Origin of the sequence: Levilactobacillus suantsaii, from assembly GCF_004115745.1 — a bacterium.
Taxonomy (GTDB): Bacteria; Bacillota; Bacilli; order Lactobacillales; family Lactobacillaceae; genus Levilactobacillus; species Levilactobacillus suantsaii.
Genome location: NZ_QXIL01000007.1, coordinates 1 through 13245, shown reverse-complemented (window position 1 = coordinate 13245; position 13245 = coordinate 1). Strand labels below are relative to the sequence as shown.

Below are 13245 nucleotides of genomic sequence, written 5' to 3'. Positions count from 1 at the left end.
AAAACTCGCAGGTTAAACCGTTTCCTTTCGCGGCGCGGCACCTTATATTAAGGGAAAATTTAAGATGTGGGGGGAGTGAAAGCGATGCGACCACGATTGAGTACCACGTTTATTTTTGTCTTCGGGGCCTTAGGGGGCCTATTGTTCGGGTTTGATACCGGAATTATTTCGGGCGCGTCACCACTGATTGAAGCCAACTTTAAATTAGGGATTGCCGAAACGGGCTTCATTACGTCATCCGTATTGATTGGCTCGTCCGTAGGGGCCCTTGGCGTGGGGCCCTTAGCTGACCGCTACGGCCGGCGGAAACTCTTGATTTTAGCGGCCGTTTTGTTTCTCTTAGGGTCGTCACTGTCGATGGTGGCCGTGGGCTTTGGGTCCATGATCGTTGCCCGTATTATCTTAGGCTTAGCCGTGGGCTCGGCGTCCGCGTTGACCCCGGCGTATCTGGCGGAACTGGCCCCGGCGGACCGGCGCGGGTCGTTGGGCACCATGTTTCAACTGATGATTACGCTTGGAATTTTACTGGCCTACGTCTCGAACCTGGGTTTCTTGGGCCACAACCTCTTGGGCGTGCGGGACTGGCGGTGGATGTTGGGGTCCGCGCTGATTCCTGCCGCCGCGTTATTGATTGGCGGTCTATTGTTGCCGGAATCACCGCGCTACCTGGTGGAACGTGGACAAGTCGACGCTGCCCGGCAGGTCTTGACCTACCTGCGGCAACAAAGTGACGTTGACCCGAACGCCGAGCTGGCAGACATCCAAGAGATTGCCCACCAACCACGCGGCGGTATCAAAATGCTCTTCACGATTGCCCGGCCAGCCGTGGTGGCGGCCATCGGTATCATGTTGCTGCAACAATTAGTCGGCATTAATTCGGTGATTTATTTTTTGCCCCAAGTCTTCATCAAGGGCTTTGGTTTTGCCGAAAACAGTGCCATTTGGATTTCCGTGGGGATTGGCGTGGTCAACTTCTTGGTCACGATTCTGGCGTACGGCGTGATGGATAAGTTCAACCGCAAGACGTTACTGGACTTCGGGTCAATCGTGATGGCCGGCTCACTGGGCGTGCTCGCGGTCTTGAACTTTACTTTGAGTATCCACCAGACCGCGATTCCGACCATGATTTTGATTGCCGTGTACATCTTCGGTTTCGCCATTTCCTGGGGGCCCATCGCCTGGGTTATGATTGGTGAAATCTTTCCATTGAGTGTCCGGGGCATCGGGTCATCGATCGGGTCGGCGGCCAACTGGATTGGCAACTTCATCGTGTCCCAATTTTTCCTGGTTTTGCTCAGTGCCTTCCATAATAACGTGGGCGGACCGTTCGCTATCTTCGCGGTCTTTGCCGTGTTGTCCTTGGTCTTCGTACACTATCTGGTCCCCGAAACGCGCGGCAAGTCCCTCGAACAGATCGAAATGGATTTGCGGCACGAGGCTTAAAGGTAAGATGACAAAACGGGTTGTTCAGGACAAGACGTCCTGGGCAACCCGTTTTAATTTTACGCGTGAAGTAAGACTTTAATTTAAAGAATCTGGATGTGGTTGGCGTAGCATTTGTCAATCATAGCTTGCGGCCAAACGCTGGCTTGGACTTCTCCCACGTGGGCTTTGCCTAATAACAACATGCACAGTCGTGACTGACCGATCCCACCCCCGATGGTGTAGGGGAGTTCACCGTTTAGCAGCATTTTATGGAACGGTAATTGGGCGCGGTCTTCGGCGTGGGCATCCTTGAGTTGGGCGCGCATCGAGTCTTCGCTGACCCGAATCCCCATGCTGGAGATTTCGAGGGCGTGTTGTAACGGTTCATACCAGAACAAGATGTCCCCGTTCAGTTTCCAATCGTCGTAGTCGGGGGCCCGGCCATCGTGGCGTTGGCCACTCTTGAGCTTGCCGCCGATTTGCATCAAGAAGACGGCGCCGTAACGCTTGGTGATGGCGTCTTCGCGTTCCTTCGGCGTGAGCGTTGGGAACTCGTCTTCCAGTTCTTGGGTGGTGACAAAGTGAATCTCGTCGGGCAAGTGGTGGACAGCCTTCGGGAACTTGTACCAAACTTCGTGTTCCATGTGCTTGATGACCTTGAAGATGGTCTTGACCGTGCTCTCCAGCGTGGCCGTGGTCCGTTCTTCCTTGCTGATGATCTTTTCCCAGTCCCACTGGTCGACGTAGATCGAGTGGATGTTGTCAAGGTTTTCGTCCTTGCGAATCGCGTTCATGTTGGTGTAGAGACCGGTGTGTAACTCGAAGCCGTACCGCTTCAAGGCCAGGCGTTTCCACTTGGCCAGAGAGTGGACGATTTCGATGGTCTTACCCGGCATGTCCTGCATGGTAAAGGAGACCGGCTTTTCGACCCCGTTCAAGTTATCGTTCAACCCGGTGCCCTTTTCAACGAACATTGGCGCGGAAAGCCGCGTTAAATTCAGTTCCTTGCCAAATTCATCCTGGAAGGTTTCACGAATATAGCGAATCGCCTTTTGGGTTTCAATCACGTTTAATTTTGGATCATAGTCCTTAGGAATAATTAAGTCCATAGTTGTCCACTCCTTGTTCAGCTAAGTTATTGCAAAATAAAAAAGTCTTCCGTCCCTAATACAGGGACGAAAGACTTTTCGCGGTACCACCCAGATTGCCTATCTCAAATAGGCCTCCTCAAAGAAGAGCACTAACATGCTCCACCGCTGGTAACGTACCGGTCAACGTCTAAACCTACTCGCCACATGGGTTTCAGCCAGAAACTTAAGAAAGGGTTATTCAGCTAGTTCAAGGTCTGGGTTGGGTTCTCACTACTCCCAAGTCACTGTCAGGGTGAAGAAGCTTACTCTGCTTTCTTATCGCTTTTATCTTGTTGCCAATAGAATAGCACTAAAAAATAAAATGTAAAAGCAAAATTTGAAATTAATTAGAGTTACCGCCGAGTTTTAATCGAAAATCCGCAGATCAGGATGGCAGATAAAACCGTGACTGGAAAGGGCTAAGCCGACTTACGGGGGTGGTAGATTTTGGGACATAAAATTTTTTATGACGAGGAAGCGAGCCAGCAACGTGTCGATGGACCCGCCCATGACAAACGGGACAGGGGGACACGCAGGCGGTTAAACGCCCGGTGTCTCGCTATCCCTTTTGGTTAATTGCTAGAGTTTAAAGATTTATTTAGCGTCGTAAGCGGCTTGGAAAATCTTGATGATGTCTTCCTTGGTGCCCTTGCGCGGGTTGGAGAAGGCGTTGCCGTCTTTCAAGGCGTTTTCGGCCATCAGCTCAAAGTCTTCTGGCTTAGCGCCGATATCCTTGATGGACTTCGGGATGCCCACGTCTTCGCTCATCTGCTTCATGGCCTTGATAGCCAATTCGGCAGCGTCGCGGGTGGACAGGCCGTCCGTGTTTTCGCCCATGATCTTCGCTAATTCGGCAAAGCGTTCTGGGCAGGCGATGATGTTGTATTCCTCAACGTAAGGCAACAACAGTGCGCAGCAAACCCCGTGTGGGGCGTCGTATTGACCACCTAATTGGTGCGCCATGGCATGAACATAGCCCAAGTTAGCGTTGTTGAAGGCCATCCCAGCTAACATTTCCGCTTCGACCATCTTGGTCCGCGCATCCAGGTTGTGGCCGTTAGCCACGGCTTCACGCAAGGAGGTTTCAATCAACTTGATGGCTTCGATACACTGTGAGTCGGTAATCGGGTTGTGGTCCACGGACACGTAAGGTTCGATGGACTGAACGAAGGCGTCCATCCCGGTCGCGGCGGTCAAGTTCTTTGGCACGTCCAGCATTAACGTTGGGTCGTTGAAGGAGACCAGCGGAATGTTGCGCCAGGAGACCACAACGAACTTCAAGTGAGTCTTTTCGTTGGTGATGACCGCGTGACGGGTCAATTCGGAGCCAGTTCCGGCCGTGGTATTGACGGCAATCAGTGGGGGTAGCGGGTTGTCCAGCGTCTCAATCCCAGCCAACTTGGTGATGTCGTCGCCGTTGGCCAAGATGATGCCGGCACCTTTCCCGGTATCGTGGGCGGAACCGCCACCAACCGTAATGATGGAATCCGCACCAGAGTCTTGGTAGAGCTTCTTCACTTCTTGGATGTTGTGAATCTTCGGGTTTGGTTCGACGTTATTGTAGATCACGTAATCCACGCCGGCCGCCTTCAAGGAAGCGAGGGTCTGTTGAACCGCCCCATCCTTCATGCTTTCCAGGAACTTATCCGTTACGACAACGGGCTTTTTCATTCCCAGGGTCTTTGCTCGATCACCAATCTTGTTAATTACGCCAGGGCCAAAGAAGTTGACACTGGGCATCAGAAAATCATAACTACGTTCAGTCATTGTCAAATGCCTTCTTTCAGAAGTTTTGAAAATCTTTGATACCTATTTCACAACGTAATTATAACTAAATTAATTACAGTTGGCAACCGCTTTCACAAAAAAGTTTGTTTAGTGGCCGTCAAAATCCGGTCCTCATCGCGGTTGGCTCTAAGGATGGTCGCGATTTTAAAAAAATATAAGGCGCTTTCAAAATGCATCAAAATTAAGTAAGGATTACACAATCTAGTTTCAACCTGCGCTCAGCTGGTGTCCGGCGGCCCGGGTAAGTCGTTTGCACGCTCAACCGGGTGGAAGTGGGTATAATGGGGGCAGCATTAGGGGAGGCAGATGGGTATGCAGGAATTACGACATCACCAGCAGGCCGAAGCCGCCGAGTGGCGGGACATCCAGGCCCAAGAATTGCAGAAGTTACATCAGGCCCAGCACCAACTGTGGCTGAACGTTGGTGCTTATTTAGTCATTTCGGGCATCGAGTTTTATTTGTCGATCATCGGACACTCGCAAACTTTGCGGGCCGATGCGTTGAATAATTTGGCGGGCATCGTGTCGGCGGCGTTGCTGTTGACGGGAATCTTTATCGCCCGGGATATTCACGATGACGATTTGATGGGCAAGCCCTTACCCACGGATATTCAACAAAACGGCCAGCGGCTGCAGTTGACGCGGTTTCATTACGAGACGGTCTACACCTTGATCACGGGGGTGGTGATGATTGCCATCGCGGTCGGCGTCATTTATGACGGGCTCAAAAGCCTGGTGATTCCGACCACCCGGACGATTCCCCAGCCGATTACCTTGGTTGGGGCAGGGATGGCGCTGGGCATCATGCTACTAATTTGGTGGTTGAACCGGCGCGCCGGGCGACGATTGCAAAATGCGGCGTTAACGGCGGCCGCGCAGGACAGCTTGAGTGACGCGCTGACCAGTTTGGGCACGCTGGTGGCCATCGCCGGTGCCCTAGCGTTTCACGTGGACTGGCTCGATGGGGTGGCCAGTATCGTGGTCGGTGGTTTTATCCTGTTAGCGGGCATCAAAATTTTTCGGGAAAGCAGTTTGAACTTAGCCGACTACTTCGACCCGCAGGCGGAAAAACAGTTCCGTATCGCCATCGACCAGTGGCCCCAAGTCATCGCAATCCGGGACTTGAAGGCCCACTACAACGGCAACATGGTAACCCTCGACGTCATCATTGCGGTGGACGCCCACATGGAAGTCCAGGACAGCTACCGGTTGGGCGAGAAGATTGAAGCCCAGATGCGCCGACAGTTCGATATCGTGGCCACCGATGTGATGGTGATTCCGGCAGACCCGCAAGCTTAAACGTCCTCGAAAATTGCCCTCGTCAAATGGTGCTTGAACGGGTATACTGAGGCTTTAAAAACCACGAGAGGAAGCGGGAGCATGACGCGAAAAACCTATCGGTTGGGGATGGAGGCCACTTTAGCTGTCATCAGTGGCAAATGGAAGCCCCAACTGCTCTGCCATTTGAGTAACGGCCCGCAACGAACCTGTGATTTGCGCGTCGCGTTGCCGGAGATTTCGCAAAAGGTCTTGACCCAACAGTTGCGTGAACTAATGGGAGACGGCATTGTTTCCCGGCAAGTTTACGGGGAGCGAGCCCCGTTCAAGGTAGTCTACACCCTCACGGAAACGGGCCGTTCCTTGGGGCTGGTTCTGGTCCAAATGTCGGTCTGGGGCGAATGCCACGTGGCGGCGTTGCGCGCTAGCGGGAAGCAAGACGTGGCCGTTCGGGACGACCATACGGGCTTTGACCGGTTACTGAACACGCCGGAAGACGCCCATTAGGCCTGAAGGGGGCGGGCAATGACCCGGACTTTTTTGATTCCACGAAGGGGGCACTTTAAAGTGCCTTCTTTTTTTTCGGCGCCAAATCGGTACACTAGGGAACATAGGAGGTGGACCATGACGGCTAAATGGTCCAGCGATGGGGCACCTCAAGTGGCAATAACTCATGATGTTTCACGTGGAACATTGAGGCTAACGCTTATCGCCCACGGGCGAAAGCTTACGCCCCTTCGACAATAGCGACTCACTCACCAACAACAGGAGGAATTTTGAAATGGCTTATCAATTCATGCAACCCTATACGTTTGCCAACGGCGTGACGGTGAAAAACCGGATGGCGATGGCCCCCACCACGACCATGTCAAGCTTTTATGACGGTCAAGTGACCGATGACGAAATCGCTTTTTACGGCCACCGTGCGGTTTAGGTCTCATCATTGGTGAGGTCGCTAACGTGATTGCCAGTGGCAAGGGCTTCGAAGGCGAACTGTCGATTGCGCAGGACAGTGATATCGCCGGTTTGAGTCGTTTGGCGAATGCGATGAAGCGTAACGGCACCAAGGCTGTGCTACAGATTTTCCACGCTGGCCGAAAGTCCAACAATCAAATCTTACGGGGTGCCCAACCGGTCAGTGCCAGTGCCGTGGCGGCCGCTTATCCCGAAGATTCCCAGGAGCCCCGGGCGTTGACCGCCGCGGAAATCGACGAGATCATCGTCGCCTTTGGGGCGGCCACGCGCCGGGCCATCCAGGCGGGGTTTGACGGGGTGGAACTTCACGGGGCCAACACTTACTTGCTTCAGCAGTTCTTCTCCCCAAACTCGAACCGCCGCACGGACAAGTGGGGTCAGGACCGGATGGTCTTTGCCAAGGCCGTGATTGCGCAGGCCCAACAAGCCGTGACCCAGTACGCTGACCGGCCCTTCTTGCTCGGGTACCGGATTTCCCCCGAAGAAATCGAAACGCCGGGGATTCGGTTAGCCGATTCGTTGCGGTTTGTTGACATGCTGGGGGATTCCGTCGTGGATTACGTCCACGTGTCGATGGGCTCAGCCCACCGGACATCGTTGAACGACAAGTCCGACCATACGCCGATCCTGACCCAAATCAAGACCCAACTTGCTGGTCGCAAGCCGTTGATTGGCGTGGGGTCCGTGGAGACGCCCGCTGATGCGGAAGGGGTCATGGACCTGGGGGCCGATATCGTGGCGATGGGTCGCGAGATGATTCGGGAACCGCAATGGGTCGAAAAGGTGGCCAGAGGTGACGAGGCCAGTCTGCGGTTCAAGCTTTCGCCGGACGAGATGGATGGACTTCGCATTCCCCGCGCCATGCAGGGGTACTTGAAGGGAGCCTTTTATCCCGTGATGCACTTTACCGATGACCCGGAGACCGTCCAGACTTATCAAAACCAGGCGGCACCGATGGAAGGCTTTGAAAAGAAAATGTCGTAATCGAATTTTGAGATTAAAGGTTTGAGCAAGGGACACCCGACCATCGGTATGGCGGGGTGTCCTTTTTGTGGTGGGACAAAGAAGGCTGTTGCAAACTAAATGAAAGCGATATCCTTAAGGGGACAATAATTTGAGGAGGTTATGTTTATGTATCAAGCAGCAGCACACCGTTACGCCACCATGCCCTATAATCGGGTTGGGGACAGTGGCTTAAAGTTATCGGCCATCGGGTTGGGCCTATGGAACAACTTTGGTAGCGTGGATGCGTTGGCCAACCAACGGGCCATGTTACACCAGGCCTTTGACCTGGGCATTACCTACTTTGATTTGGCTAACAACTACGGGCCCGCACCGGGGAGTGCCGAACGAAATTTTGGGCGCATCATGGCCCAAGACTTCCGGCCATACCGTGACGAGATGGTGATTGCCAGCAAGGCGGGTTACGTGATGTGGCCGGGCCCGTACGGGAATTGGGGGTCGCGCAAGAGCATCATCGCTAGTGCGAACCAGAGTTTGGCCCGTACCGGACTCGAGTATTTTGACATCTTTTACAGTCACCGACCGGACCCCCATACGGCGGTGGAAGAGACCGCGCTGGCGCTTGATCAATTGGTGCGGCAGGGAAAGACCCTCTACGTGGGAATCTCGAATTACAGTGGTGCGCAGACGGCGGCGATTACGGCAATTTTTAAGGACCTGCGGACGCCATTTATCATTCATCAGCCGCGCTATAACATGTTTAACCGTGACGTGGAAACGGACCTCTTTCCGGTCCTCAAGCGGGAACATAAGGCGGCAGTCGGGTTCAGTTCGCTTTCGCAGGGCCTGTTGACTGATAAGTACCGCTACGGGATTCCCGTGACATCACGCGCTCACAAGCAGACGATTCCCTTCTTAAATTCGACCCAGGTCGAGCAAACGTTGGCCACGGTTCAAAAGTTGACTGCGGTCGCCACGAAGCGAGGCCAAAGCCTAGCCCAGATGGCGTTGGCGTGGAACCTACGGGTGCCAGAAGTGGCCAGTGTTTTGATTGGCGCCAGTCGACCGGAACAAATCGTAGCCAACGTTCAAGCGCTCAACCACCCGGATTTTACGACCGCCGAACTGACGACAATTGATAAAATTTTAGCCCAGCAAGGTCCTATTGCGTGGGGCGCCCACTAATGTGAGTAAGCAAAAAAAGTAGTCGAAGTGAAGCCTCCGACTACTTTTTATTTAAATTTAGCTTTGTTATTAGTAGTTATTAATAATAAAGCTATCGGGAAACGGACTTGGTTGTGGGCAGGTCTTGCGGCACGAAACTGTCGGGTTGGCCCGTGGCAAGAATGTCATGGTAGTGATCGACTTTGTGGGTGATGATGGCCAAATGGGCCTGCGTGGTCGCCAATTCCTGCTGGGCTTGAGCTTGCTGGGCCTGCATAATGGCGTAGCGTTCGGGAATGGTGGTGTCGCCTTGTTGAACTAAATCTAAGTAGTGACGGATGCGTTTCAATGGCATGCCCGTCTGGCGCAAGCACTTGATCAGGTTGAGCCACTCCAAGTCGATGTCGTGAAAGACCCGGTTATTATGGGCGTCCCGTTGGACAAAGGGCAGCATGCCGTGGTCGTGATAATAGCGAATACTATAAGTAGAAAGGTGACACTTTTGGGCCACTTCTTGAATCCGATAAGCCAAGGTAATCCCTCCAATTAAATCAAATAAAATCTATCCTACGCGTCACAATGCGTGACCGCAAGCGCAAAACCCTGTAGACTAACCCTGTAAGTTGAAAAAAGAGCTAAATGGTTGCGGGTGAGGCGAAAGTTAGGTAGACTAAAATTAGATTTTGTACAATTGAATTGACTGCTACAATTACTTGGGAGGCTATTACAAATGGCAAAGCAAACGTATCAGTATGATGTCTTATATCTTGGTTGTGGTCACGGCACGTTCGATGGCGCGGCTCCGTTAGCTGGTAAGGGGGTTAAGGTCGGAATCATTGAAGCCGATAAGATCGGTGGGACCTGCCCGAACCGGGGTTGTAACGCTAAAATCTCGTTGGACGCTCCGGTGGCGCTTCAACGGCAATTAGCGGAATTGAATCCGATTTTGACGGGGCAAACTCGCTTGAATTGGGACGCGAACGTGGCCCATAAGAACGACGTGATTGGCGGCTTGCCCGACATGATCTGCGGATTGCTCGAAGACAGTGGCATTGATGTGATTCACGGTTACGGCCGGTTAGTTGATGCCCACACCATTCGGGTGGACGCCGAGACCTACACTGCCGAAAACATCGTATTAGCGACTGGCTTACACCCGCACCGGTTAGATATTCCGGGCCGCGAATTTCTCCACGATAGTACCGACTTCATGGACTTACCAACGATGCCGAAGCGTCTGACAGTTATTGGAGGCGGCTACATCGCCTTAGAAATGGCCAGCATCGCCAACGCGGCGGGTAGTGACGTCACCATCGTCTTACATGGCGACAAGGCGTTACGGGCCTTCTACCAGCCGTTCGTCGAACAAGTCTTAAGTGATTTGACCGACCACGGCGTCAAGATTTTGCGGGAGACGACCGTTACGGCGGTGACCCACGAAGCCGACGACTACGAACTGACGACGGATACCGACCAGACGTTGACGGCTGATTGGATCTTAGACGCCACGGGGCGGAACCCGAACACGGCTGATCTGGGCTTAGACGAGGTCGGCGTTGACTATACGGATGCCGGCATCACGGTCAATGACCACTTACAGACCAGCGTGGACAACATCTACGCGTCTGGGGACGTCATCGCTAAGGACCAACCACGCTTGACGCCAACGGCCATCTTCGAATCTATGTACCTGATGCACACCTTTGCCGGTGAGACCACTGAAGCCATCGACTACCCGCCGATTCCCACGGTCGTCTTCACCTCACCACGGATCGCCCAAGTGGGTGTGACTGTGGACCAAGCCCAAGCAGATCCGGACCACTACACGGTGGTCAAGAACCATATTCCGGATGACTGGTATCGTCAAGTTACCCAGGAAACTACGGGGGATAACGCCTTGATTTACGATGCCGACCATCATTTGGTCGGGGTCACTGAAGTCAGTGCCCAGGCGGCCGACGTCATCAACACGTTATTGCCAGCTATCACCTTCAAGTACGGTCCCGCCGAGTTGGAACGGTTAGTGCCATTGTTCCCAACCATCGGTGCCGATGCCTGGGGCGAAATCTAAATAGAATTAACCTGATTGGCACTATGCTTGCCGACCAAAACGGGAACCGGGGGAACGACCTGGTTTCCGTTTTTTGTTAATAGGCGGTAGGACCATGAATGGGCCCAGAGGCATACGTTGCACCACAGCGGTCCGCAGGAGGGATGATGCCATGCCCAAGCCGACTGCCAGGATGAATTTCAGGGCTTAAACAAAGGTCATTTAATGTAGGAAAAGGCGTCCGGCTAATTTAAGCGGGCGCCTTTAATGGGTCAGAGTCAAGATGAATTCATCTTGACAGAAAGTGAGCAAGCCTTTATTGTTATTCAATGAGCATTTGTGCTTTGTTACTCAATTCAAATTTATCAAGGTGCAGGTGATTGAATGACACATGCAGAACGACGAAAAACGACTTTTTGTTTATATTTTAATTATCTGATCCACGGGATGGCGATTGTCATTCTCGCGCAAAACATGTTGGCGCTCAGTCATAGCTGGCACGTAGATATGGCCGGTGTCTCGTTGGTGATTTCTTCACTTGGTATCGGACGCTTACTGGTCCTGTACCTGGCGGGGACGTTATCTGACCGGTGGGGTCGGCGGATTTTTGTTCAAATCGGGATTGTGACGTACATGGGCTTTTTCGTTGGAATCTTGATTTCGCCCAACATTTATGTGGCCTACTTTTTCGGGATTTTAGCTGGGATGGCAAATTCATTCTTAGATTCGGGGACCTACCCCGCCTTGATGGAATTGTATCCCGAACATCAAGCAACGGCCAATATCGTGATTAAGGCTTTCGCTTCAATTGGTGAATTGATTCTACCGTTGTTGGTTGCCGGGTTAGAAGGTGCCCATCTCTGGTATGGTTGGTCGTTCGTGATTTGTGCGGTGGGGATGGCCTTTAGTTTCTTGGCCGTGCGCAAGCGGCAATTTGCGGCCCCAGGCTCGACCGCAGCCACAGTGGAAACCGCCATTACGCCCCAAACCCAACTGACTATGGCTCATAAACGGATTCTGGCCGTAACGCTAACTATCTTTGGTTACGTCTCTATGGCGACCTTCTATTTGATTAGCCAGTGGCTGACCGAGTATGGGAGTCGGGTGGTAGATCTATCGATGTTACACGCCCGGATGTTAGTCAGTATTTATAGCGTTGGGTCCATTTTAGGGGTCATCGTGACTGCCGTCTTGGTTGAAAGGTGGGTCAAACCAGTTTGGTTCATGTTACTGGATACTGTAGTCTCGTTAGCGGCATTGCTGCTCATGGCGGCTTGGCCGGTCCTGGCGGTTATGCAAATCGGGGCGTTTTTAATCGGTTGCTTTGCAGCTGGTGGCGTGATGCAAATTGGTCTGACTATTATGGGAAACGTCTTTCCCCGGGCCAAGGGCAAAATCACCGGCATTTACTATACAGCTAGCGGCTTAGCGTCCTTCACGATTCCCGTAATCACCGCGGTCATTTCGCAAAATAGCGTCCATGATCTCATGTGGTTCGATGCGCTTTTAGCGGTCATTGGTGTCGGCTGTAGCTTGGTCGTAGTGGCTGTTTACCAGCGGGCTCGAGCACTGGTGACACGTTCGATAGAAGTCTAGGTTTATCAAAATTAAAGACGATACGGCTACCGGCCGCACCCAAAAGTTAGTCTTTGGGTGCGGCCGGTTGTGTTTCTACAACTTAATACTTAAGGCGATAGACCATCAAATAAGTTGTTGCGGTTGGGTGAAATGTTGCCAACAGTACTGGCGAGTGAATTCCTGAAATCGCTGAACTGAGGGGGTCATAAATTTATTTTGGCGGGTGACGAGGTAGAGTTCATGCTCTAACTGGTTGTCTTCCAAGTGACGGATTGTCACGGTATCCGGATCCAAGTGAGACAAATGGGGGACTAAAGCGACGCCTAAGCCGCGTTGGACGAAGCCAACCATGGTGTAATCTTCTTCCACCTGAAACTTAATGTGGGGGCGAATCTGTTTTTGGGCAAAAATTTTATCGATCAACGGGCGTAACCCACTATTTTGGGAGTACATGATGAACGGTTCGTTGGCCAAATCGGTCAGATGCAGATGGGGCTTTTGGGCTAGGGGGTGGTCATTGGGGAGCGCGGCAACGATTTCTTGCTGAACGATGGGGTAAAAATTCAATAGGCGGTCAGTCTCTTGGTCGTGCAGTTGAGTGACCAGCGAAGAAAGTACCAAATCATATTTTTCGTGGATCAAATCATCGAGTAAGTCGTGGGAGTTACTCTGGCCTAGACTGAATGTGATTTTTTGATTATGCACTTGGGAGGAAAAATTTTCAATCAACTCCGGAACGAGCCGTTGACCCAAAGTGTAGGTGAAGCCCAGATTGGGTAGCGTCAAGAATCTTGTGTAAATGAAATGCCTTCGTACATATAATATGTATCTAACTTAAATAAATGATGCTTCCAAGGTGTCCTGGAGTCCTTTGAACCCTCGGTGGATCCGCTT

Annotated in this window: 10 protein-coding genes and 1 pseudogene; 7 read left to right on the top strand and 4 right to left on the bottom strand. The window is 52.3% G+C overall.

Annotated elements, in window-relative coordinates; all coding sequences use genetic code 11:
* Positions 1-84: 84 nt before the first annotated feature.
* Positions 85-1443: a sugar porter family MFS transporter gene (locus DXH47_RS05090; RefSeq protein ID WP_129032192.1), complete on the top strand. Its 1359-nt coding sequence runs from the start codon at positions 85-87 to the stop codon at positions 1441-1443.
* Positions 1444-1526: 83 nt separating this feature from the next.
* Here DXH47_RS05090 and asnA read toward each other — a convergent pair whose 3' ends face one another.
* Both asnA and DXH47_RS05080 read right to left on the bottom strand, forming a co-directional pair.
* Positions 1527-2534 (bottom strand): aspartate--ammonia ligase, encoded by a 1008-nt coding sequence (asnA, locus tag DXH47_RS05085; RefSeq protein WP_129032190.1) that lies wholly within the window; start codon positions 2532-2534, stop codon positions 1527-1529.
* Positions 2535-3149: 615 nt separating this feature from the next.
* Positions 3150-4322: an iron-containing alcohol dehydrogenase gene (locus DXH47_RS05080; protein WP_129032188.1), complete on the bottom strand. Its 1173-nt coding sequence runs from the start codon at positions 4320-4322 to the stop codon at positions 3150-3152.
* 333 nt (positions 4323-4655) lie between these two features.
* Between DXH47_RS05080 and DXH47_RS05075 the strand changes: the two genes are divergently transcribed.
* The 4 genes and pseudogenes from DXH47_RS05075 to DXH47_RS05060 all read left to right on the top strand — a co-directional run bounded on the left by DXH47_RS05075 (position 4656) and on the right by DXH47_RS05060 (position 8744).
* Positions 4656-5642 (top strand): cation diffusion facilitator family transporter, encoded by a 987-nt coding sequence (locus DXH47_RS05075; protein WP_129032186.1) that lies wholly within the window; start codon positions 4656-4658, stop codon positions 5640-5642.
* Between the two features lie 81 nt (positions 5643-5723).
* On the top strand, positions 5724-6128 hold the full coding sequence (locus DXH47_RS05070) for a winged helix-turn-helix transcriptional regulator (protein WP_129032184.1): 405 nt from the start codon (positions 5724-5726) through the stop codon (positions 6126-6128).
* A gap of 274 nt (positions 6129-6402) precedes the next feature.
* A pseudogene (locus DXH47_RS05065) lies at positions 6403-7580 on the top strand (NADH-dependent flavin oxidoreductase).
* Positions 7581-7727: 147 nt separating this feature from the next.
* Entirely contained in the window at positions 7728-8744 is a 1017-nt protein-coding gene (locus DXH47_RS05060; protein ID WP_129032182.1) for an aldo/keto reductase, read from the top strand.
* A gap of 91 nt (positions 8745-8835) precedes the next feature.
* Here DXH47_RS05060 and DXH47_RS05055 read toward each other — a convergent pair whose 3' ends face one another.
* A complete protein-coding gene (locus DXH47_RS05055) occupies positions 8836-9255 on the bottom strand; it encodes a MerR family transcriptional regulator (protein ID WP_129032181.1) in 420 nt (139 codons plus the stop codon).
* Between the two features lie 198 nt (positions 9256-9453).
* Here DXH47_RS05055 and DXH47_RS05050 point away from each other — a divergent pair, with 198 nt between their 5' ends.
* Together DXH47_RS05050 and DXH47_RS05045 are read left to right on the top strand one after the other, a co-directional pair.
* A complete protein-coding gene (locus DXH47_RS05050) occupies positions 9454-10794 on the top strand; it encodes a dihydrolipoyl dehydrogenase family protein (RefSeq protein ID WP_129032179.1) in 1341 nt (446 codons plus the stop codon).
* A 363-nt stretch (positions 10795-11157) separates the two neighbouring features.
* On the top strand, positions 11158-12369 hold the full coding sequence (locus DXH47_RS05045; RefSeq protein WP_129032177.1) for an MFS transporter: 1212 nt from the start codon (positions 11158-11160) through the stop codon (positions 12367-12369).
* A 105-nt stretch (positions 12370-12474) separates the two neighbouring features.
* On the opposite strand, the gene DXH47_RS05040 is transcribed toward DXH47_RS05045, so the two are convergent.
* Positions 12475-13137: a LysR substrate-binding domain-containing protein gene (locus DXH47_RS05040; protein ID WP_170954952.1), complete on the bottom strand. Its 663-nt coding sequence runs from the start codon at positions 13135-13137 to the stop codon at positions 12475-12477.
* Positions 13138-13245 lie beyond the last annotated feature (108 nt).